Raw genomic sequence first — 20,734 nt, 5'->3', positions numbered from 1 at the left:
TTTTGAGTTCTAAAGCATGTCTCCCGAAAGTGGGAACCGGTTTCGGGACAAAGACATGCGTAAAATCAAAAAACTAAAGCGCATGGAGCGAATCTGAAAGATCGCGACGCGCTTTAGCCCACCGGCTGCAGCGGGTCGTTGCCGATCTTGGAGAGCTGGATGACCGCCTGGGTGCGGCTGTCGACGCCGAGCTTCTGCAATATGGCCGAGACATGCGCCTTGATGGTGGCCTCAGAGACGCCGAGCTCGTAGGCGATCTGCTTATTGAGCAGGCCTTCCGCCAGCATGCCGAGCACGCGCGTCTGCTGCGGCGTCAGCGCCTGCAGGCGCTTGATCAGGTCCGAGATTTCCGGATCGCGCTCGACGCCGAGCTCGATGCCGGCGGGCGCGGCAATGTCACCGGCAAGCACCGCCTGCACGGCATCGCGGATTTCTTCCATGCTTGCCGATTTGGAAATGAAGCCGGAAGCGCCGAGATCGAGCGCGCGGCGGATGGTCACCGGATCGTCATGCGCCGACACTACCACCAGCGGCACCGACGGATGGATGCCGCGCAGCGAGATAAGGCCCGACAGGCCGCTGGCGCCCGGCATCGAAAGGTCTAGCAGCACCATGTCGATATCTTCATTGGCGATGACCAGCGCCTTGGCGCTTTCGAAATCGCCGGCTTCGTGGATGACTGCTACGTCGCCGATCCCGGCAAGCGCCTCCTTCAAGGCGCCGCGAAAAAGCGGATGGTCGTCGGCAATGACGAAAGTGTGGCCCGGCGGCAAATATTCCTCCCCGGATCCCATCGGTGATTATGTGCTTCTTGCGGGATCGGAATAATTATGCGGCGGCGCGGCCGGTTTTCAAGCGGCAAAGGCCGCGCCCGAGTTTCCCCAGAGCGATTCAGGTCTTTTGCGGGTCGGGCTTCGCGCTGCCGTCGCCGTTTTCCTTGTCCATGTCCTTGACGATGTCCATGAAGCGGCGGAAGAAGCGCTCCATGTAGTTCATCGTCTTATTGAAGTCCTCCTCGCTGGGCAGGTTGGATTCGAGCCGGGCGGAGGGAGTATTCTCGAGCTTGGCGACGCGCTCATCCAGCGCCTTGACCGAGCTCTGCAGTCGGTCGATCTCTTCCTGGAAGGCTGCGCGCTCGTCGGTCGCCATCTTGCAGACCAACTGGCCGGTGCGCTCCTCGCAGATCGACATGGCGCCGGTCCTGGTGTCCATGCGGACATAGCCGTTGGCAGACTTTTCGAGCTGGTAGCGGTCCGTCTCTTCGGAAGAAGCGGAAGCCGCGACCAGCGAGCAAAGCGCCGCCGGGATCAGGATGTGTTGCAGACGCATGTTGTTTATCCTCCATGAGCCGTTGAGCAACAATATCACAGGTTTGCGCCTGAAATGGGGACGAGTCGCGGTCGAGCCTTCCCCATGTCTGCGGTTCGGACTATAGCGCGACAATGTCTCAGATTATCTACAAGATCGCGCCTGAGGCGCTCTGGCGCGAGGCGGAACAGAACGGCCGCTTCAAAGGAGCGGCGATCGACATTGCCGACGGCTTCATCCATTTCTCCACCGCTGCCCAAGTGCGCGAGACGGCGGGCAAGCATTTCGCCGGCCAGGCGGACCTGCTTTTGATCGCGATCGACGAAGCAAAGCTCGGCGAAGCCTTGAAATACGAGGTGTCGCGCGGCGGCGCGCTGTTCCCGCACCTCTACGCTCCGCTCGGCCTCGATGCCGTTCTCTGGGTCAAGCCGCTGCCGCTCGGGGCGGATGGCCGGCATGAATTTCCCAAGCTGGAGGACGAATGACCGTGCTCGACCGGATCGGCCAGAAACTGCTTTTCTCATTCGATCCGGAAACCGCGCATGGCCTCTCCATCGCGGCGCTGAGATGCGGCCTGCCGGTCGTCTCGCTTCCCCCGCGCGATGCACGGCTCAAGGTCAGACTTTGCGGCCTCGACTTCCCGAACCCACTCGGCATGGCCGCAGGCTACGACAAGAACGCAGAGGTGCCGGACGCGCTGCTCAGGCTCGGCTTCGGCTTCGCCGAAGTCGGCACGATCACGCCGCTGCCGCAGCCGGGCAACCCAAAGCCGCGCATCTTCCGGCTGACCGCCGACGAAGCGGTGATCAACCGGCTGGGCTTCAACAATGAGGGCCACGCTGCCGCCGAAAAGCGGCTTGCGGCGCGCAGGGGGCGCTCAGGCATCGTCGGCGTCAATATCGGCGCCAACAAGGACAGCGCCGACCGCATTGGCGACTATGAGCGCGGCGTTGCCCGCTTCGCGCCTTATGCCTCCTATCTGACGGTCAACATCTCCTCGCCCAATACGCCCGGTCTGCGCAACATGCAGGCGCGCGAGCAACTCGGCGAGCTGTTGTCGCGCGTGATGGCGGCGCGCGCCACGGCCTCGGCGCAGCCGCCTGTCTTCCTCAAGATCGCGCCGGATCTTGTCGAAGCCGAGCTGGAGGACATCGCCGCCGAGATTGCCGAAAAGAAGATCGACGGCGTGATCGTTTCCAACACGACGCTGTCGCGCACGGGATTGCGCACAACTAGTCTGGCTGGCGAGGCCGGCGGACTCTCTGGCAAGCCGCTGTTCGAGCGCTCGACCGCGGTCCTCGCCCGCATGCGCAAGCTGCTTGGCCCAAAAATAGCGATCATTGGCGTTGGCGGCGTCAATTCCACCGAGACGGCGCTGGAGAAGATCCGCGCCGGCGCCGACCTCCTCCAGCTTTATACCGGTATGATCTATGCCGGTCCGGCATTGCCGGGGCGCATCATTGGCGGCATGGCCCGTTTCGCTGAGAGGGAACGCCTCGGCTCGATCGGCGAGTTGCGCGACACGGCCTGTGAGCGTTGGGTCTCGAAGTCTCTCAGCTAAAAGCGGTTCTCGCCCTCAGCCGCAGCACGGTGAACAGGCTCAATCCGCGCACCAGCAGGAAGACATGCAGCGCGGCCCACAGGCCGTTGTTGCCGAAGGCGGGCGCCAGCGTGATCAAAGCGGCGGTGAAGGCCAGGAAGGACAGAAGCATCATGTTGCGCATGTCGCGCGACCAGGTGGCGCCGATGAAGACACCGTCCATCTGGAAAGCCAGCACACCGCTCAGCGCCGTGAACGCGGCCCAGGGCAGATAGGCGTCGGCGGCCGCGCGGACATCCGCAGAGGTCGTCACCAGCGCCACCAGATTGGCCCCGGCCGTCAGCAGAACAAGACTGGCGACGGCCGCCAGGCCAAAGCCCCAGATCAGCGTCAGCCGCACGGCCTGGCGGAAGGGGGTTGCCGCATGCGCGCCGATGGCGCGGCCGGCCAATTGCTCGGCGGCGGTGGCGAAGCCGTCGAGGAAATAACCGGCGACGAGGAAGAAGTTCATCAGCACGGCGTTGGCGGCGAGCGTCACCGTGCCGAACTGCGCGCCCTGCCGGGTGAACAGCGCGAAGGCGGCAAGCAGCGAGAAGGAGCGGATCATGATGTCACGGTTGAGCGACAGCATGCGCCGGTAGGCCGGCAGATCGAGGATGCGCCGGCGCGACGGCCGCTCCAACTTGCGGAACCGCGCAAGCACGATGGCAAGGCCGAGCAGCATGGCCAGGAACTCACCGGTGACGGTCGCCCAGGCAACGCCGGCGACGCCCCAGCCGAGCTCGAGGCCGAGGAGGAAACAGAGCAGGATGTTGACGCCGTTGAGCACCGCCTGCAGCATCAGGCCCAGCCCGCCTTCGCCGCGCCCCAGCACGTAGCCCAGTATGGCGTAGTTGATGAGCGAGAAGGGTGCGGCGAGCAGCCTGATGCGGATATAGACCGACATCGCGGCGCCGACGCGCGGCTCGGCGCCCATGAACCACTGACCGCCCACCGCAAAGAGCGGCGCAAGCGCTGCAAGCACCACGCCGGCGACGATCGCGATCAGCACGGCCCGCCAGAGGACCGCCTGTTCCTCCAGCGCATCGCCGCGCCCGAAAGCCTGCGCAACCAGCCCGGTGGTGCCGGAGCGCAGGAAATTGAAGGTGGTGAAGACGACATCGAAGACCAGCGCGCCTGCGGCCAGGCCGCCGAGAAGGGCCGCGTCGCCGAACTGGCCGACCACCGCCGTGTCGACGAGGCCGAGCAGCGGCGTCGTCAGATAGGCGAGCGTCATCGGCACCGCGATCGCCAGCACCGAGCGGTTGGTGACGATGAAGGATCTGGCGTTGATCTGGGTCGCACCCTTGTCCAAGGATCGCTGCCTTAATTGTTGCGGCTTGATCGAACAGCCGATGTGCCGCAGTTTGCCGCTGCCGCGCAATCGCCATCGACTGGCGGCCAACCGAATTCCCGGACTGGTGCAGAAACACTGGCGCAGGAAGACTGGTGCAGGAAGAACTAGCCGCCCCCATCATGCCTTTGCAGATCGTCCACCACTCCGACTATGACGCCGGCTTCGCCGTCAACCACCGCTTTCCAATGAGCAAATATCCGCTCCTGATGGAGGCCTTGCGGCGCCGCGGGCTCGCCATGCCGCGAGCGCTTTCGATGCCGGAGCCGGCGCCGCCAGCGTGGCTGAAGCTCGCGCATGCGGCCGACTATGTCGACCAGGTGCTCGCCTGCGAAGTGCCTGAAAAGATCGAGCGCGAAATCGGCTTCCCGGTCGGGCAGCGCGTGTCGCTCAGGGCTCAGCTTGCCACCGCCGGCACAGTGCTGGCCGCGCGGCTGGCGCTGAAACACGGTATTGCCTGCAACGCCGCCGGCGGCAGCCATCACGCCAGGCGCGCTCAGGGTGCAGGCTTCTGCACCTTCAACGACGTTGCCGTCGCTTCGCTGGTGCTGCTTGCCGAAGGCGCCGCCCGCAACATCCTGGTCGTCGATCTCGACGTGCATCAGGGCGACGGCACCGCGGACATTCTTCAGGACGAACCCCGAGCCTTCACCTTGTCCATGCATGGCGAGCGCAACTACCCTGCGCGCAAGATCGCCTCGGATCTTGATGTCGCCCTGCCCGACGGCACCGGCGACGCGGCCTATCTCGATCGGCTCGGTGACATCCTGCCGGAACTATCGGAAAGGAGGCGCTGGGATATCGTCTTCTACAACGCCGGGGTCGACGTCCATGCCGAGGACAAGCTCGGCCGGTTGGCGCTGACCGACGACGGCCTGCGCGTCCGCGACGGGATGGTGATCAGCCATTTCCGCGCTCGCGGCATTCCGCTGTGCGGCGTCATCGGCGGTGGCTATTCAGCCGACGTGCCGGCGCTTGCCGAGCGCCACGCCATCCTGTTCGAGGCGGCAGCCGGCTATGCGTGATGCTGTCCGGGCTATTTCCTGTAGTTGGCGATCCTGATGAGGATGAAGGCCGGCACGACGATCGCGGCGCCGAGCAGGATGTAGCCCAGGAAACGATCGATGGCGTGGAAACCGAGGTTCCACAAGTCGATGAAGAACTGCCGGATGCCATAGAATACGTCCATCGGCGTCCAGCCGAAGGCGTGCATGACGAGGCCGACGAGAAAGGAAACCACCAGCAGCTTCACGAGCACCTTAAGTGGCGTATCGCCGAGGAAGCGTGTCAGTGCGGACAAGGCCATTCTCCGGTTCGAGCTGCCCCGATTCGGGCAGGATGGTCCCAGAAATACGCACTCGGTTGTCCGGCATCAAGCAGTGCGGCGCCGTTAGCTCCGGGCGAGCCGGAGAGCGGTCTTCCGTGGCAGCACCGATTTCCGCCACGCGCGGACGGAACTACGGCGCGCACCCTTGGACGTCGAAACATACCCAGATCTTGCAACCGGAGCCGATTGCTTGAGGCACCGCCGCCATGCTAACGAGAGCGCGCGCGGGTATGATGTAATGGTAGCTTGTCAGCTTCCCAAGCTGAACGCGCGGGTTCGATTCCCGCTACCCGCTCCATGATGCCTCGCGATAATGGCGGCACCTGTTAGAGCGCGTCGTGCTGATACAGCTTCAGGGCGCGCGTTTGAAACTTATGTTTTATGCATGCTGTTCGCCCAAAACCGCTGAGCGCTTTGGGCCGACATGCAATAGAAACAGCAAGCCGTTGGGCCAGGGGCTCGTCCGGCGTTTCGGGACGCGCTATTCAAGCTTCCTGAAACCGGTGCGCTCAGGCGCATCGCCCTGTTCGATCCTTGAGAGGGGTGGCATGAAGATTTTGGTGCTCGGAGCCGGCGTCGTTGGCACGGCGGCCGCCTACTATCTGGCAAGCGACGGCCATGAGGTGACGGTCATCGAGCGCCATGAGGCGGCGGCGCGCGGCACCAGCCAGTCGAATGCCGGCCTGGTCTCGCCGGGCGATGCCACCGCTTGGGCCTCGCCGGCGGCGCTCAAGACCTTCCTGCGCGGGCTCTGGAATCACGACCTCGGCATCAAGGTCAGGCTGCGCCTCGACCCCTATTTTTATGCCTGGAGCCTGCGGTTCCTGCGCGAATGCACGGTGGCGCGGCTGCGCGCCAACACCAACGTCAAGCTCCGGCTCGCGCTCTATTCGCGCGACTGCATCAATGCCCTCTCGGAAACGACCGGCATCCGTTACGACGAGCGCAAGAAAGGCATCCTCTACTTCTTCCGCTCGCAGAAGAGTTTTGACACCGGCACCGACAATTACCGCTATCTCGGCGAGCACGGCCTGCCGATCGAGATTGTCGGCCGCGACCGGCTGGCCGAACTGGAACCCGGGCTCGCCGGCGTGAAGGACAAGATCGCCGGCGGCATCTATTCGCCGATCGACCAGACCGGCGATTCCAAGCAGTTCGTCGACAAGCTTGCCGCCTATGCGGCAGAGAAGCTCGGCGTCAGATTCCTGTTTGGCACGACGGTCCAGGGCCTCGATATCGAAGGCGATCACGTGCGCGCGGCCATGACCTCGGCCGGTCCGCTTACGGGCGACGCCGTTGTCATCTCCATGGGACCGGAAAGCGGCCTCATCGGCCGCCGCTACGGCATCGACCTGCCGGTGTATCCGGTGAAAGGCTACACCGCGACCATCCCGCTGGAAGACGAGGGCAAGGGGCCGACAATGGGCGGCGCCGACGAAGACCGGCTGATCGGCTATTCGAGACTTGGCAACAATCGCTTGCGCATGTCCTCGACGGCGGAATTCACCGGCTTCGACCGCAGCTTCAAGCCACGGGATTTCAGAACCATCCTGGAGACCGGCAAGGACCTTTTCCCGGACGCCTTCGACGAGAACAAGGCCGTGTTGTGGGCCGGCTTGAGGCCGATGATGCCGAACTCGGTGCCGGTCATCGGCCAAGCGAAATACCGCAACCTCTACCTCGACACCGGCCACGGCCATGTCGGCTGGACCATGGCCTGCGGCTCCGGAAAATTCCTCGCCGACATCGTTGCCGGCCGCAAACCGGAGATCGATCCGAGGGGTTTGCTCTACGGGACAGCCGGCTGAACCAGTTAGGTGGCCCGGGTTAGAGCTTTACGGCCTGCTGCCACGCCCGCGCATAATCGCTCCAAGCGCGCTCAGCTGGCGCTCCAGTCCGCTCGCCCTTGCTCATAACGGTAGCGCCACGCGACGCCAGCAAGGCGGCGCCGATGCTGGTCCCGGTAGACGTCTGCGACGCAATGACCGGCCTGCCTGTCGCGGCCGCCAGCATTCGGATGAAGAGCCGATTCTGCGCAAAGGGTCCTTCGACCGTCGTCGGTCCGTCGCCGCCGATCAGCTCGAGGCAGGTCGCGGTCATCAGCGCCAGATAGAACGAAACGGTGGCGAAGCGCTGACCGGGGCTTGACGCTTCGGCGTTGCGCCACTGCGCAGCCCGATGCGGAAACGGCCCGGAACCCTGCTGAGTGGAAGGCAGCAGCAAGACCTGTCGCGCAAGCACAGCAGCGACGTCGGCCTCTGTCCACTCCTGCGGTTGGCGGTCGGTCAGCAAAGAGAACTCGCGCCCGCCCATGAAGCGCGCCGAAGGGACTGGGTCGCCGAGCGCATTGACATTGACCAGCGTGTCGCGCGCCGGGTCGAGCTCGACCTTCCGGCCGCCGACCGCCATCGACACCACCCAGGTGCCGGTCGAGACGACGGAGAAGGGCGGCCGATCGGACAACAGATGCGGCAGCAGCGAAGCATTGGAATCGTGCAGGCCGCAGAACACCGGCGTTTGCGGATCGAGACCGGTCTGTCGCGCGATCGCCGGCAGGATCGGCCCGAGCCGGTCTTTCGCCGGCCGCACCGGCGCCATCAGCCGGCGCCAGCCCATCTTGTCGACCAGCGAAGAATAGTCGGCCTGCCACGGGTTCCACAGATCGGTGTGGCAGCCGAGCGATGTCACTTCGTTGGCCGCGACGCCGGTCAGTCGCAGCGCCCAGTATTGCGGGTACATCAGGATCGCCGCGGCATGCGCGAACTCGGCAGGAAAGCGCTTCTGCTGCCAGCAGAGCTGCGCGCCGATGTTGAGGCCGGCCGGCAGGCGCGGCGTCCCTGTCTCGGCAAAAGGCGGGCGGACGGCGTCATAGTCTTGCGCCAGCTCGTCGATGCCTGCGAACTCATAGTCGATCACCGGCAGCGCAAGCCTGCTTTCGGCATCGACCAGCACCGCTGTGGCGCCATGCGTCGTGATGGAGATAGCGTCGATGCGCTGTTCGCGGTGGAGGACGCAGAGGCTATTGAGGATGAAGGCCCACAGGCGCTCGACATCGTGACGCGGGTAGGGGCCGTCCGTAGCGACGGCATTGGCCGTGCGACGCACGGCAATCTCGGCCATGCGCTCCAGGTCGACCAGCGCCAGCTTGGCGTTGGTCTTGCCGATATCGACGACGGCGACGTGGCGGATCATGCCATATGGAACATTGTTTCCAGCGGCACCGCCACCGGCTCGTTGTCGGCCTTGGTCTCCATCACGTCGGCCATATGCGCCCACCAGCGCTGCATCACCGGATGCCTGGGCAAGTCCGCCATGCCATGGTCGTCGCGGCGCCACAGCACCCCGAACAGGATATTGGTCTCCTCGTCGAGATGGATCGAATAGTCGGAAATGCCGGCCTGTTTCAGCAGCGCCACCAGTTCAGGCCAGATCTCGTCGTGGCGGCGCCTGTACTCGGCCTTCATGCCGGGATTGAGCTTCATCTTGAAGGCGTATTTTTCCATCAGACGAAGCGTCCTTCGCGCAGCCGCCGCCAGAGGATGGGCAATGCGATCACGATGATCAGCAGCAGGCCGATGAAGATTGACATGACGATGCCGGGAACGTTGAGCAGGCCGAGGCCGAAGGTCACCAGCCCCATGATGAAGGCGGCAAGCACGACGCCGAGGATGCTGCCCGCGCCGCCGAGGATCGACACACCCCCAAGCACCACCATGGTGATCGCCTCCAGCTCGTAGCCCTGCGCGATCGACGGCCTCGTCGAGCCGAGTCTCGAGGTGATCAGCACCGAGGCGATGCCGGACATTAGTCCGGTCAGGCAGAACAGGATGAATTTTATGCGATCGACGCGCACGCCGGAGAACTGGCAGGCGACCGGGTTGTTGCCAATGGCAAAGACCCGTCGCCCGAAGCTGGTGCGATGCAGCACGAACCAGTAGATGAGCGCCGCGACAAGGAACAGCGCCAGCTCGAACGACACCACCCACCACACATAACCCTGGCCGAAGAAGGCGAAACTCCCCGGATAGCCTTTATAGGCCTGGTCGCCGAGGATGATGAAGGCGATGCCGCGGAACAGGCTCATCGTGCCGATGGTGACGACGATCGACGGCAGGCCGAGCCGGGTGACCAGCAGCCCGTTGAAGGCGCCGCAGCCGAGGCCGACAGCGATGCCGATCGCTACCAGCAAAGGCGTTCCCGCGCCAGCCTGCACGGCCATACCCATCATCGTCGAGGCGAGCGCGACGATCGCGGCGACCGATAGGTCGATCTCGCCGGAGATGATCAGAAGTGCCATCGCAAGCGCGATCAGGCCCTTTTCGGTGAAGTTGAAGGTCAGGTCCGACAGCGACCACGGATCGAGGAAATAGGGTGAGGCGAAGCTATTGATCGCGAAGATGAGAACCGCGATGACGACGAGCAACGCCTCCCAGGAGAAGATCGCGGAGGAGAGCGGCTTGTCGAGCCGGTCGGGGATGTGGCGTGGGTGCGGGGTATCGGTCATGCCGCTTCCGCCTTTCTGAGGATGATGCGGCCTTGCCGGCGCTCGCCGCGCGCGTTGAGCACCACGGCCAGGATGATGGCGCTGCCCGAGATCGCCATCTGCCAGAAGGGCGAGATGTTGATGACCGGCAGCGCGTTGGAGATGATGCCGAGGAACAGCGCGCCGAGCACCGCGCCGCCGACCGAGCCGATGCCGCCGGCAATCGATATGCCGCCGATCACGCAAGCCGCGATGATGCTGAGCTCATAGCCGTTGGCGACCTCGACCGAGGCGATCACGTAGCGCGAGATCCATAGGTATCCGGCGAGCCCGCCGATCATGCCGGAGATGCAGAAGACGATGAACTTGGTGCGGCCGACATCGATGCCGGCATAGACAGACGCGGTCGGGTTGACGCCGATGGCGTAGATCGAGCGGCCGATCGCCGTGCGCGTCATCGCCAGGAAGAACAGCGCGATGACCAGAAGCGCGATCCAGGATAGCACCGGCAGGCCGAGGAAGGCGGCGCGCTGGAAATTGATGAAGTCCGGGCTCATCTGGTCGGCATTGACCCAGGCGCCGCCGGAAACGACGAAGGTCGCGCCGCGATAGATGGTGAGCGTGCCGAGCGTGACCACGATCGAGGGGATGTTCAGCCGCCACACCAGGAAGCCGTTGATGGCGCCGAGCACCAGCCCGACGGCGAGCGCGATGACGATCAGCGCCGGGATTGGGATCGCCGGATGCGCGGCGTTGAGCATCGCCACCACCATGCCGGTGAAGCAGAGGTTGGACGCCATCGAAAGATCGATCGAGCGCGTCAGGATCACCACCATCTGACCGAGCGCCAGGATCATCAGGATCGACGTGTCGTTGAACACTTGGCGCAGATTGGCCGGATCGGCAAAGCCCGGGAAGCGGGTCGAGATCAGGCCGATCAGCACGGCGATGCCGGCAAGCAGCCAGATCTCGCGATATTTGAGAAAATTCTTCATGCCGCGATCCCCGCTGCTGTCCGGACCAGCGTCTCGGCATCAAGGCCTTTGTTGTCGTAAGTGGCCGCGATGCGGCCTTCGCGCATGACGACGACACGGTCCGACATGCCGAGAATCTCCGGTAGTTCCGACGAGACCATGATCACCGAAAGGCCTTGCGCGACGAGCTCCGCCATGAAGCCGTGCACGGCGGCCTTGGAGCCGATGTCGATGCCCTTGGTCGGCTCGTCGAGGATGATGACCTTCGGCGTCGTCGCCAGCCATTTGGCGATGACCACCTTCTGCTGGTTGCCGCCGGAAAGCGTGCCGACATCCTGGCTGAGCGAGGAGGCGCGCAGATCGAGCCGCTCGGTATAGGAGCGGGCAAGCGAGAATTCTTCCGCGAGCCTCAGCATGCCGGATTTCGAGGTGCGCTTCAGCGAAGGCAGGGACACGTTCTGGAAGATCGGCAAGCCGATCACCACGCCCTGCTTGCCGCGCTCTTCCGGCACGTAGACGATGCCGGCCTCGATCGAGTCTGCCGCCGATTTCGGCGTGATCGCTTGGCCGTCGAGCAAGATGGTGCCTCGGCTCGTGCGGGTGATGCCGGCGATCGCCTGCATAACCTCACTGCGTCCGGCGCCGACCAGGCCGTAGAAGCCGAGGATCTCGCCCTTGCGCAATTCGAAGCCGATGTCATCGAACTCGGTCGGATGCGACAGGCCGGACACGACAAGCACCGGCGCGCCGATCTTCGGCTCGCGCTGCGGAAAAATGTGGTCGACGTTGCGGCCGACCATCATGCGCACGATCTCGTTCTGGCCGGTGTCCTTGAGCAGGCCTTCGCCCACCATCTCGCCGTCGCGGAAGACGGTGTAACGGTCGGCGATGCGGTAGATCTCGTCGAACTTGTGGCTGATGAAGAGCACGGCCTTGCCCTCGCTCTTCAGGAATTCGATGAGCAGGAAAAGCTCCTCGATCTCCTTCATCGAGAGCGCCGCCGTCGGCTCGTCCATGATGACGATGCGCGCATCGATCGACATGGCGCGCGCCACCGCCACCAGATGCTTGTTGGCGATGCCGAGGTCCTTCAGCCGCGTGTCGGCGTCGATATGGCCGGCGCGCATCGTCTCCAGCACTTCGCGCGCATTTTTGCGCATGGTGCGCCAGTCGATGGTGCCGAAGCGGGTGCGCGGCGCATGGCCGAGGAAGATGTTTTCTGCGACCGACAGGTCGTCGAACAGCACCGTCTCCTGGTGGATGGCGGTGATGCCGTGGCCGAAGGCGGCATGGGCGCTGGGCAGCGTCGTCGCCTGGCCGTCGATGCTGATTTCGCCTGAATCGGGCTGGTAGATGCCGGTCATGATCTTGACCAGCGTCGACTTGCCGGCGCCGTTCTCGCCGATCAGCGCCGTGACCTGCCCCGGATAGAGCGACAGGCTGACATTGTGCAGCGCGCGCACGCCGGGAAAACTCTTGGAGATGCCGGAGAGAGTCAGGCGCGGGGCGGCGTTCTGGGCCGGGCTTGAAGGGTCGGGCCGGTCCGTCTCCACTTTGCGATGGGCTGTCGTGTCCATATTCGTATCAGGCCCTGAAGTAAGGTCCGTTTGAAGATGCGGCGGGACAATTGTCCCGCCGCATGAGCTCGAAGTCACCCAGGATCAATAGATCTTGGAGAACTTCTCGATGTTGGTCTTGTCGAACTGGAAGGGCGGAGCCATGGCAGCCGAGTTGGTGTCGTCGAGCGTCACCTTGCCGACGCGGCCGATCGACAGCGTGGCGCCCGGTTTGGCCTCTTCCTTCTTCACCGCGAGATCATGGGCGAGGTAGATCGCCGAGTAGCCGAGGTCGATCGGGTTCCACAGCGCCACCGCCTGGCTGGCGCCGTTGTCGATGAACTTCTTGAACTCGGACGGCAGCGCCAGACCGGTAACGTTGACCTTGCCGATCAGGCCTTCGTCGGTCACCACCTGCGCAGCCGCGACAACACCCACCGTGGTCGGCGCGATGATCGCCTTGAGGTTCGGATAGGACTTCAGCAGGCCCTTGGCCTCGTCGGTGCTCTTGGCCGAATCGTCATCGCCATAGACGGTGGCGACCAGCTTGATCTTCGGGAACTTCTCCGGCAGCACCTTCTTGGCCGCCTCGATCCAGGAGTTCTGGTTGGTCGCGGTCGAGGAGGCCGACAGGATGGCGACGTCGCCGCCTTCAGGCAGGTAGTCGGCGGCGAGCTTGATGATGGTCTCGCCGATCAGGTTGGTGTCGGACGGGTTGAGGTGGAGCTGGCGGCCTTCCTTGGCGACGCCCGAGTCCCACGAGATCACGGTGATGCCGCGATCCATCGCCTTCTTCAGCACCGGCACCAGCGCATCGGCGTCATTGGCCGAAACGGCGATCGCGTTGACCTTCTGCGCGATCAGCGAGTTGATCACCTCGATCTGCGCTTCCGCCGTCGCCTTGGTCGGGCCGGTGTAGATGACGTCGACATCGCCCAGTTCCTTGGCCGCTTCCTCGGCGCCCTTGTTGGCGGCGTCGAAGAAGCCGTTGCCGAGCGACTTCACCACCAGCGCGATCTTGACGTTCTCGGCATAGGCGGCATTCACGAACATGGCGGCGGAAAAGGCCGCCGTGACCAGCAGTTTCTTCAAAAAGCTCATCGAATATCCTCCCTTGAGCGTTGCATTCCATCGCCGCTGCGGGCGCGAGTTCTCCTCAGGCCTGCAGTGAAGATTCTTCCTTGTCGCTTGACTGTTTGCGGGCGACGACCAGCGCTACGCCCGCGGTTTCCAGCATCTTGGCTTCGCGGTCCTCGATGCCGTCGTCGGTGATCACGGTGGCGATGCGCGACAGCCCGCACAGGATCAGGCTGGAGCGCATGCGGAATTTCGAGGAATCGACCAGCACCACCAACTCGTCAGCCTGGTCGATCAGCTTCTGCTCGGCCTGGATCAGGAGCGGATCGCCCTCCATCAGCCCGAGCGGTCCGAGCCCCTGTGCGCCCATGAACATGCGCCGCGCATAGAAATTGCGCGTCACGTCATTGTCGAAGGGCGACAGGATGATGTTCTGCTCGCGGTAGATCGTGCCGCCCGACAGCATCACCGTGTTCTTCGAGTGCTTGAGCAGATGCTCGGCGATCGGGAAGGAGTTGGTGAAGATCGGCATGCGGCGGCCGGTCAGGAAATGCACCATCTGGAAGGTGGTGGTGCCGCCGTTGATGATGATCGGCTCGCCGTCTTTGCAGAGGTTCACCGCCTCGCGGGCAATCGCCCGCTTCTGCGCCGCGTTCAGCGTCTCGTTGACCGAGAAGGGCCGGCCGGCAAGGCCGATGAACTGCGGCGGCGAGATCGCCTCGGCGCCGCCGCGCACCCGGCGCAGGCGCTTCTGCACATGCAGCGCCGCGATGTCGCGTCGGATCGTCGCCTCGGAGGAGTCCGTCAGCTCGACCATTTCCTGCACCGTCACCACAGGCTTTTCCTGGACGGCGGACAGAATGATCCTGTGGCGTTCTTTCTCGTGCATGGTTCCTCCCTGCCTGTCCATCAGGCACTAGAAAACGCGCAGTGTCAATCATTTCCGATCACATAATTTCATTGTGCAATGCAATATGATCGATATTGATCGTTTGTGATTGACAAGCGGGCCGCTTGCGTAGACATTCCCGGCGAGAAAGAGGAGCGCACGGTCCGCGCTCCAAGGGAGGATACCTATGCTCGACAAGCGCTCCGGCTCGCGCCTCGCCAATCTGTGGGACGATGCAAAGGCCGAGGGGATGAGCGGCCCCGAGCTTCTGGTCTATCGCTCGAACACGCTGGGTTCCGACAAGCGCGTCACCAATTATGGCGGCGGCAACACCTCGTCCAAGGTCTGGCAGAAGGACCCGCTGACCGGCGAGGATGTCGAGGTGCTGTGGGTCAAGGGCTCCGGCGGCGACAGCGCCTCGATCAAACTCGACGGTTTTGCCACCCTCTACATGGAGAAGCTCCGCGCCTTGAAGGGCCTCTATCGCGGTGTCGAGCACGAAGACGAGATGGTGGGTTATCTGCCCCACTGCACCTTCAACCTCAATCCGCGCGCGGCCTCGATCGACACGCCGCTGCACGCCTTCGTGCCGAAGCCTTGCGTCGATCATATGCATCCCGACGCTATCATCGCCATTGCCGCAGCCAAGGATTCGAAGGCGATCACCAAGGAGGTCTTCGGCGACGCGATCGGCTGGCTGCCGTGGAAGCGGCCGGGCTTCGAACTCGGCCTATGGCTGGAGAAATTCTGCCTCGAAAACCCGGAGGCCAAGGGCGTCGTGCTCGAAAGCCACGGCCTGTTCACCTGGGGCGACACGCCGAAGGAATGCTACGAGACGACGATTTCGGTGATCAACCAGGCGATCGACTGGTTCGAGCGCAAGTCGCAGGGCAAGGCGATCTTCGGCGGCGAGGTGGTGAAGGCGCTCGACGCGCCGGCCCGTCGTGCCATCGCCGCCAAGCTGATGCCGCGGATCCGCGGCCTGATCTCCGAGAAGAGCCACAAGCTCGGCCATTTCGACGACCAGCCGGCGGTGCTCGAATTCGTCAACTCCAGGGACCTGAGGCCGCTGGCGGCGCTCGGCACTTCCTGCCCCGACCATTTCCTGCGCACCAAGATCCGGCCGCTGGTGATCGAGTTCGATCCGGCAAAGCCGGATGTCGACGCCGTCATCGCGCGCCTCGCCGACGACATCGCCGAATACCGCGTCGGCTACCAGGCTTACTATGACGCCTGCAAGCACGCGGACTCGCCCGCCATTCGCGATCCCAATGCCGTCGTCTATCTGATGCCCGGCGTCGGCATGTTCACCTTCGCCGGCGACAAGGCGACGGCCCGCATTTCCGGCGAGTTCTATGTCAACGCCATCAATGTCATGCGCGGCGCCTCGACGGTCTCGTCCTATGTCGGTCTGCCCGCACAGGAAGCCTTCGACATCGAATACTGGCAGCTCGAGGAAGCGAAGCTCCAGCGCTTGCCAAAGCCGAAGGCGCTGGCCGGCCAGATCGCGCTGGTCACCGGCGGCGCGGGCGGCATCGGCCGCGCCACCGCCAACCGGCTGCTGCGCGAAGGCGCCTGCGTCGTGGTCGCCGATATCGACGAGGCCGCGCTCGCCGCTGCCAATGAGGAGCTTTCGAAAGCCTATGGCAAGGACTTCGTCCGCCCGGTGCGGATCGACGTGACATCCGAAGACCAGGTTGCAGCAGGCTTTGCCGAGACTTCGGTCGAATTCGGCGGCATCGACATCCTGGTTTCCAATGCCGGTCTGGCCTCCTCGGCGCCGATCGAGGAGACGACGCTGGCGCTGTGGAACAAGAACATGGACATCCTGTCCACCGGTTATTTCCTCGTCTCGCGCGAGGCCTTCCGGCTGTTCCGCGCGCAGAAGATCGGCGGCAATGTCGTCTTCGTCGCTTCCAAGAACGGCCTCGCCGCCTCGCCCAATGCCGCCGCCTATTGCACGGCCAAGGCAGCCGAAATCCATCTCGCGCGCTGCCTCGCGCTGGAAGGCGCGGAGGCGCAGATCAGGGTCAACGTCGTCAATCCCGACGCTGTGCTGCGCGGCTCCAAGATCTGGAGCGGCGAATGGAAGGAGCAGCGCGCCGCCGCCTACAAGATGTCGACCGACGATCTCGAGGAGCATTACCGGTCTCGCTCGATGCTGAAGCGCTCGGTCTTCCCGGAGGACATTGCCGAAGCGATCTATTTCTTCGCCTCGGACATGTCGGCCAAGTCGACCGGCAACATCATCAACGTCGACGCCGGCAACGCGCAGAGCTTTACGCGGTAAACTATCGACGGCGGCGCTGCCCTCACCCTTATCCTCTCCCCGTGAAGAACGGGGAGAGGGCGCCGACGCAGGAGCTTCTTCCTTCTCCCCGTCTCTATACGGGGAGAAGGTGCCGGTAGGCGGATGAGGGGTAGCGCCGACGAATATTGGGGAGGATACAATGTCTGAACAGATCATCTCAGCCGAGCTCGTCTCTAGCCACAACGCCGCGCGCAAAGCCGATCTGGAGCGCGACTACGCCTCGCTCGGCGAGCGCCTCGACCGGCGTGGCATCGCCATCGATGCCATTCGCGACAAGGTCGAGAAATTCGGCGTCGCGATCCCGTCCTGGGGTGTTGGCACCGGCGGCACGCGCTTTGCCCGCTTCCCCGGTCCCGGCGAGCCGCGCGACATTTTCGACAAGATCGAGGACTGCGCCGTCATCAGCCAGCTGACGCGGGCGACGCCGACGGTCTCGCTCCACATCCCGTGGGACAAGGCCGATCCGAACCGGCTGAAGCAGGCCGCCTCCCGTTTCGGCCTCGGATTCGACGCCATGAACTCCAACACCTTCTCCGACGCCAAGGACCAAAAGCTCTCCTACAAGTTCGGCTCGCTGTCGCATGCCGATGCCGGTACGCGCCGCCAGGCGGTCGAGCACAATCTCGAATGCATCGAGATCGGCAAGACGCTGGGCTCAAAGGCGCTGACGGTGTGGATCGGCGACGGCTCGAACTTCCCCGGCCAGGTCAATTTCGCAAAAGCCTTCGAGCGCTATCTCGACGCGATGCGCGAAATCTATGCCGGCCTGCCGGCCGACTGGCGGCTGTTCACCGAGCACAAGATGTACGAACCGGCTTTCTATTCGACGGTCGTGCAGGACTGGGGCACCAACTACATTATCGCCAAGGAGCTCGGCGACAAGGCCTATTGCCTTGTCGACCTCGGCCATCACGCGCCCAACGTCAACATCGAGATGATCGTGTCGCGGCTGATCCAGTTCGGCAAGCTCGGCGGCTTCCACTTCAACGATTCCAAATATGGTGACGACGACCTCGATGCCGGCTCGATCGATCCTTACCGGCTGTTTCTGGTCTTCAACGAACTGGTCGATGCCGAGCTTTCAGGTGCCAAGGGTTTCAACCCTGCGCATATGCTCGACCAGAGCCACAACGTCACCGATCCGATCGAAAGCCTGATGCTGTCGGCCGTCGAGGTGCAGCGAGCCTATGCGCAGGCGCTGCTGGTCGACCGCAAGGCGCTGGAAGGTTTTCAGGAAGAGAATGACGCGCTGATGGCGACGCAGACGCTTAAAAGCGCCTACCGCACCGATGTCGAGCCGATCCTTGCGATGGCGCGGCTGAGGACCGGCGGCGCCATCGATCCGGTAGCGGCGTATCGGGAAGCCGGCTACCGGGCGAAAGTGGCGGCGGAACGGCCGGCCGTTGCCGGCGGTGGCGGCGGGATTGTTTAAGGCCGAGCCAAGCCCCCTCATCCGGCCGCTTCGCGGCCACCTTCTCCCCGAGGGGAGAAGAGGTTGGCGTCGCCGCTGACGAGCTCCTCTCCCCTCGGGGAGAGGTCGGATTGCCCCGAATTGCTCTTCGCAATTCGGTTGGCAATCCGGGTGAGGGGGCAGCCCAACGCTTCTTCAATTGTTATTGGACTAACTCCCCCCAACGGTCTTTCCTAAGCGTCCCCACGCCCCGGAGAGTCCTCGCCATGCATCTCACCCGCCGGACGCTGATCGCCGTCAGCCTTTCCCTCACCTTTGCCTTTACGCCATCGGCCGTTGTCTTCGCCGCCTCGCCGGCGCCCGCCAAGGGCGAGCACGGCATGGTGGTGACCGCCCAGCATCTCGCTACCGAAGTCGGCGTGGACGTGCTGAAGAAGGGCGGCAACGCCGTCGATGCCGCGGTCGCCGTCGGCTATGCGCTCGCCGTCGTCTATCCGACCGCCGGCAATATCGGCGGCGGCGGCTTCATGACCATCCGGCTGAAGGACGGCCGCTCGACCTTCATCGATTTCCGCGAGCGCGCGCCGCTTGCGGCGACCAAGACCATGTATCTCGACAAGGACGCCAAGCCGATCAAGGGCACCAGCCTCGACGGCTATCTCGCCGTCGGCGTGCCGGGCTCCGTCGCCGGTTTCGAGATGGCGCGCGAGAAATACGGCACGCTCTCAAGACAGGAGCTGATGGCGCCGGCAATCGCTTACGCCAAGGACGGCTTCGTCCTCAACCAGGGTGACGCTGCCTCCTTCGCGGGCGGCGCCGCGCGGCTGGCCAAGGACCCGGCCGCAGCCGCGGCCTTCCTGAAGCCCGACGGCAAACCCTATGGCGTTGGCGAGAAGCTGGTTCAGCCGGACCTTGCCGCCTCGCTTTCGGCGATCTCGGAAAAAGGACCTGACGCCTTCTACAAGGGGCCGATTGCCGATGAAATCGTCAAGGCAAGCGGCGCCAAGGGCGGCATCCTCGCCAACGCCGATTTCGAGCAATATGCGGTGCGCGAGCTGAAGCCCGTGACCTGTTCCTATCGCGGCTACGAGATCATTTCCTCGCCGCCGCCGAGCTCGGGCGGTCTCATCATCTGCGAGATCCTCAACATCCTGGAAGGCTACCCGCTCTCCTATCTCGGCGCAGGGTCGGCCGAGACGGTCCATGTCATGGTGGAAGCCATGCGCCATGCCTATGTCGACCGCAACTCGGCGCTCGGCGATCCGGATTTCGTCGACAATCCGGTCTCGAAGCTGCTCGACAAGGGCTATGCCAAGGACATCCGCGAAAAGATCGACCCGTTCCGCGCCGGCGTCTCGAAGGAGCTGATGCCGAAGGGTTTTGGCGAGTCGAAAGAGACAACCCACTATTCGATCATCGACAAGGACGGCAATGCGGTCGCGGTCACCTATACGCTGAACGGCTCCTTCGGCGCCGGCGTCGTCGCCGGCGGCACCGGCATCCTGCTCAACAACGAGATGGACGATTTCACCCAGAAGCCCGGCGTGCCCAACCTCTACGGCCTGGTCCAGGGCGAGGCCAACGCCATCCAGCCGAAGAAGACGCCTTTATCCTCGATGAGCCCTACGATCGTAACCAGGGACGGCAAGCCGTTCATGGTCATCGGCAGCCCGGGCGGTTCGCGCATCATCACCATCACCCTGGAAGCGATCGTGAACGTCATCGACCATCGCATGAACATCCAGGAGGCGATCGACGCGCCGCGCATCCACCATCAATGGCTGCCGGACACCGTCTATGTCGAGCCGTTCGGGCTTTCGCCCGACACCGAAAGGCTGCTCGCCGGCATGGGCTATCACCTCGATCTCGGCGACCAGACCTGGGGCCAGGCGGCCGGCATCCTGGTCGGCGGGAAGAGCCTGCCGGAAATCGAAAAGGGCGGCGGCGCCAGCTACAACGGCGCCATCGACAGCCGCGCCGCGTCCGGCGAAGCGCTGGGGTATTAGAGCATGATTCCGAAAAGTGGAAACCGCTATTCGGAAAAGATCATGCTCAGAGAATAAACTCAAATCACCAGCGTAATGGTGGATGCGATCAGCATCACGGCGGCGATGGCGACGAACAATGCGTAGATGCGCGGCCGATCAAGCAGCAGCGCATTGCCCGAAATCCAGGCGGAGGTGGCACCGCCGAGCGCGAACAGGAAGCCGTTGCGATGGCCGAACGACATGGATGCGGCCATCAGGCCGCCGATGATCAGCGCGCCGAACACGATGATGACGGCAACCGCGTATTTCTCGAAATCATTGCCCGCGCCCATCGCCGGCCCCATCGCATTGAGATTGGGCAGGTCGTCCGGATCGTACGGGTTGGCCGAGCCGTATTCGTCTTGACTGAGGGATTCGCGCATCATTCGTTCTCCGCAGGGCGGCAACAAACCATCAACGCTTGCCGAGCGCAACCGG

At 63.9% G+C, this 20,734-nt stretch carries 19 protein-coding genes and 1 tRNA gene; 8 read left to right on the top strand and 12 right to left on the bottom strand.

The window, feature by feature from the left end:
* Positions 1 to 113: 113 nt before the first annotated feature.
* Both RFN28_RS29955 and RFN28_RS29950 read right to left on the bottom strand, forming a co-directional pair.
* Positions 114 to 773, bottom strand: coding sequence for a response regulator transcription factor (locus tag RFN28_RS29955; protein WP_320290745.1), 660 nt, complete (start codon positions 771 to 773; stop codon positions 114 to 116).
* Between the two features lie 118 nt (positions 774 to 891).
* Complete coding sequence (locus tag RFN28_RS29950; protein ID WP_320290744.1) at positions 892 to 1,329, bottom strand: hypothetical protein; 438 nt, start codon at positions 1,327 to 1,329, stop codon at positions 892 to 894.
* 113 nt (positions 1,330 to 1,442) lie between these two features.
* Here RFN28_RS29950 and RFN28_RS29945 point away from each other — a divergent pair, with 113 nt between their 5' ends.
* Both RFN28_RS29945 and RFN28_RS29940 read left to right on the top strand, forming a co-directional pair.
* On the top strand, positions 1,443 to 1,793 hold the full coding sequence (locus RFN28_RS29945) for a DUF952 domain-containing protein (protein ID WP_320290743.1): 351 nt from the start codon (positions 1,443 to 1,445) through the stop codon (positions 1,791 to 1,793).
* Positions 1,790 to 2,869, top strand: a complete 1,080-nt coding sequence (locus RFN28_RS29940; RefSeq protein ID WP_320290742.1) for a quinone-dependent dihydroorotate dehydrogenase — start codon at positions 1,790 to 1,792, stop codon at positions 2,867 to 2,869. Before RFN28_RS29945 ends, RFN28_RS29940 begins: the two co-directional genes overlap by 4 nt.
* On the opposite strand, the gene RFN28_RS29935 is transcribed toward RFN28_RS29940, so the two are convergent.
* Positions 2,862 to 4,202: an MATE family efflux transporter gene (locus tag RFN28_RS29935; protein WP_320290741.1), complete on the bottom strand. Its 1,341-nt coding sequence runs from the start codon at positions 4,200 to 4,202 to the stop codon at positions 2,862 to 2,864. The genes RFN28_RS29940 and RFN28_RS29935 overlap by 8 nt on opposite strands.
* A gap of 161 nt (positions 4,203 to 4,363) precedes the next feature.
* Here RFN28_RS29935 and RFN28_RS29930 point away from each other — a divergent pair, with 161 nt between their 5' ends.
* Positions 4,364 to 5,266 (top strand): histone deacetylase family protein, encoded by a 903-nt coding sequence (locus RFN28_RS29930; RefSeq protein ID WP_320290750.1) that lies wholly within the window; start codon positions 4,364 to 4,366, stop codon positions 5,264 to 5,266.
* 11 nt (positions 5,267 to 5,277) lie between these two features.
* On the opposite strand, the gene RFN28_RS29925 is transcribed toward RFN28_RS29930, so the two are convergent.
* Entirely contained in the window at positions 5,278 to 5,547 is a 270-nt protein-coding gene (locus RFN28_RS29925) for a DUF6460 domain-containing protein (RefSeq protein ID WP_320290740.1), read from the bottom strand.
* A gap of 245 nt (positions 5,548 to 5,792) precedes the next feature.
* Between RFN28_RS29925 and RFN28_RS29920 the strand changes: the two genes are divergently transcribed.
* Positions 5,793 to 5,866: transfer RNA gene (locus RFN28_RS29920), tRNA-Gly, on the top strand.
* Positions 5,867 to 6,116: 250 nt separating this feature from the next.
* Positions 6,117 to 7,376, top strand: a complete 1,260-nt coding sequence (locus RFN28_RS29915) for a D-amino acid dehydrogenase (protein ID WP_320290739.1) — start codon at positions 6,117 to 6,119, stop codon at positions 7,374 to 7,376.
* A 19-nt stretch (positions 7,377 to 7,395) separates the two neighbouring features.
* Here the strand turns inward: RFN28_RS29915 and RFN28_RS29910 are convergent, their stop codons facing one another.
* The 7 genes from RFN28_RS29910 to RFN28_RS29880 form a co-directional block, all read right to left on the bottom strand.
* The gene (locus tag RFN28_RS29910; RefSeq protein WP_320290738.1) at positions 7,396 to 8,760 is read right to left on the bottom strand and encodes an FGGY-family carbohydrate kinase; all 1,365 of its coding nucleotides are present in this window, start codon (positions 8,758 to 8,760) and stop codon (positions 7,396 to 7,398) included.
* Positions 8,757 to 9,071, bottom strand: coding sequence for an L-rhamnose mutarotase (gene rhaM, locus RFN28_RS29905; protein WP_320290737.1), 315 nt, complete (start codon positions 9,069 to 9,071; stop codon positions 8,757 to 8,759). Before rhaM ends, RFN28_RS29910 begins: the two co-directional genes overlap by 4 nt.
* Positions 9,071 to 10,072, bottom strand: a complete 1,002-nt coding sequence (locus RFN28_RS29900) for an ABC transporter permease (protein ID WP_320290736.1) — start codon at positions 10,070 to 10,072, stop codon at positions 9,071 to 9,073. Before RFN28_RS29900 ends, rhaM begins: the two co-directional genes overlap by 1 nt.
* Positions 10,069 to 11,046 (bottom strand): ABC transporter permease, encoded by a 978-nt coding sequence (locus RFN28_RS29895; protein ID WP_320290735.1) that lies wholly within the window; start codon positions 11,044 to 11,046, stop codon positions 10,069 to 10,071. Before RFN28_RS29895 ends, RFN28_RS29900 begins: the two co-directional genes overlap by 4 nt.
* Positions 11,043 to 12,602, bottom strand: a complete 1,560-nt coding sequence (locus tag RFN28_RS29890) for a sugar ABC transporter ATP-binding protein (RefSeq protein ID WP_320290734.1) — start codon at positions 12,600 to 12,602, stop codon at positions 11,043 to 11,045. Before RFN28_RS29890 ends, RFN28_RS29895 begins: the two co-directional genes overlap by 4 nt.
* Before the next feature lie 84 nt (positions 12,603 to 12,686).
* Entirely contained in the window at positions 12,687 to 13,682 is a 996-nt protein-coding gene (gene rhaS, locus RFN28_RS29885; protein WP_320290733.1) for a rhamnose ABC transporter substrate-binding protein, read from the bottom strand.
* 55 nt (positions 13,683 to 13,737) lie between these two features.
* Positions 13,738 to 14,547 carry a DeoR/GlpR family DNA-binding transcription regulator gene (locus RFN28_RS29880; protein WP_320290732.1) on the bottom strand — a complete coding sequence of 270 codons (810 nt, stop codon included), beginning with the start codon at positions 14,545 to 14,547 and terminating at the stop codon, positions 13,738 to 13,740.
* A gap of 187 nt (positions 14,548 to 14,734) precedes the next feature.
* Between RFN28_RS29880 and RFN28_RS29875 the strand changes: the two genes are divergently transcribed.
* The 3 genes from RFN28_RS29875 (at position 14,735) to ggt (ending at position 20,275) form a co-directional block, all read left to right on the top strand.
* Positions 14,735 to 16,837 carry a bifunctional rhamnulose-1-phosphate aldolase/short-chain dehydrogenase gene (locus RFN28_RS29875; RefSeq protein ID WP_320290731.1) on the top strand — a complete coding sequence of 701 codons (2,103 nt, stop codon included), beginning with the start codon at positions 14,735 to 14,737 and terminating at the stop codon, positions 16,835 to 16,837.
* Between the two features lie 160 nt (positions 16,838 to 16,997).
* Positions 16,998 to 18,290, top strand: coding sequence for an L-rhamnose catabolism isomerase (gene rhaI / locus RFN28_RS29870; protein ID WP_320290730.1), 1,293 nt, complete (start codon positions 16,998 to 17,000; stop codon positions 18,288 to 18,290).
* Positions 18,291 to 18,535: 245 nt separating this feature from the next.
* On the top strand, positions 18,536 to 20,275 hold the full coding sequence (gene ggt / locus RFN28_RS29865; RefSeq protein ID WP_320290729.1) for a gamma-glutamyltransferase: 1,740 nt from the start codon (positions 18,536 to 18,538) through the stop codon (positions 20,273 to 20,275).
* A 59-nt stretch (positions 20,276 to 20,334) separates the two neighbouring features.
* On the opposite strand, the gene RFN28_RS29860 is transcribed toward ggt, so the two are convergent.
* Entirely contained in the window at positions 20,335 to 20,682 is a 348-nt protein-coding gene (locus RFN28_RS29860; protein ID WP_320290728.1) for a hypothetical protein, read from the bottom strand.
* Positions 20,683 to 20,734: the final 52 nt, after the last annotated feature.

Origin of the sequence: Mesorhizobium album (assembly GCF_033977205.1) — a bacterium.
Taxonomy (GTDB): domain Bacteria; phylum Pseudomonadota; class Alphaproteobacteria; order Rhizobiales; family Rhizobiaceae; genus Mesorhizobium; species Mesorhizobium album.
Note: the sequence above shows the minus strand (reverse complement) of the source record. Positions and strands in the feature narration are given on the sequence as shown.

Excerpts from the sequence above, each read along its gene's own strand:
- RFN28_RS29950 (WP_320290744.1), bottom strand. The coding sequence starts at position 1,329 with ATGCGTCTGCAACACATCCTGATCCCGGCGGCGCTTTGCTCGCTGGTC.
- RFN28_RS29945 (WP_320290743.1), top strand. The coding sequence starts at position 1,443 with ATGTCTCAGATTATCTACAAGATCGCGCCTGAGGCGCTCTGGCGCGAG.
- RFN28_RS29940 (WP_320290742.1), top strand. The coding sequence starts at position 1,790 with ATGACCGTGCTCGACCGGATCGGCCAGAAACTGCTTTTCTCATTCGAT.
- RFN28_RS29930 (WP_320290750.1), top strand. The coding sequence starts at position 4,364 with ATGCCTTTGCAGATCGTCCACCACTCCGACTATGACGCCGGCTTCGCC.
- RFN28_RS29925 (WP_320290740.1), bottom strand. The coding sequence starts at position 5,547 with ATGGCCTTGTCCGCACTGACACGCTTCCTCGGCGATACGCCACTTAAG.
- RFN28_RS29915 (WP_320290739.1), top strand. The coding sequence starts at position 6,117 with ATGAAGATTTTGGTGCTCGGAGCCGGCGTCGTTGGCACGGCGGCCGCC.
- RFN28_RS29910 (WP_320290738.1), bottom strand. The coding sequence starts at position 8,760 with ATGATCCGCCACGTCGCCGTCGTCGATATCGGCAAGACCAACGCCAAG.
- rhaM (WP_320290737.1), bottom strand. The coding sequence starts at position 9,071 with ATGGAAAAATACGCCTTCAAGATGAAGCTCAATCCCGGCATGAAGGCC.
- RFN28_RS29900 (WP_320290736.1), bottom strand. The coding sequence starts at position 10,072 with ATGACCGATACCCCGCACCCACGCCACATCCCCGACCGGCTCGACAAG.
- RFN28_RS29895 (WP_320290735.1), bottom strand. The coding sequence starts at position 11,046 with ATGAAGAATTTTCTCAAATATCGCGAGATCTGGCTGCTTGCCGGCATC.
- RFN28_RS29890 (WP_320290734.1), bottom strand. The coding sequence starts at position 12,602 with ATGGACACGACAGCCCATCGCAAAGTGGAGACGGACCGGCCCGACCCT.
- rhaS (WP_320290733.1), bottom strand. The coding sequence starts at position 13,682 with ATGAGCTTTTTGAAGAAACTGCTGGTCACGGCGGCCTTTTCCGCCGCC.
- RFN28_RS29880 (WP_320290732.1), bottom strand. The coding sequence starts at position 14,547 with ATGCACGAGAAAGAACGCCACAGGATCATTCTGTCCGCCGTCCAGGAA.
- RFN28_RS29875 (WP_320290731.1), top strand. The coding sequence starts at position 14,735 with ATGCTCGACAAGCGCTCCGGCTCGCGCCTCGCCAATCTGTGGGACGAT.
- rhaI (WP_320290730.1), top strand. The coding sequence starts at position 16,998 with ATGTCTGAACAGATCATCTCAGCCGAGCTCGTCTCTAGCCACAACGCC.
- ggt (WP_320290729.1), top strand. The coding sequence starts at position 18,536 with ATGCATCTCACCCGCCGGACGCTGATCGCCGTCAGCCTTTCCCTCACC.
- RFN28_RS29860 (WP_320290728.1), bottom strand. The coding sequence starts at position 20,682 with ATGATGCGCGAATCCCTCAGTCAAGACGAATACGGCTCGGCCAACCCG.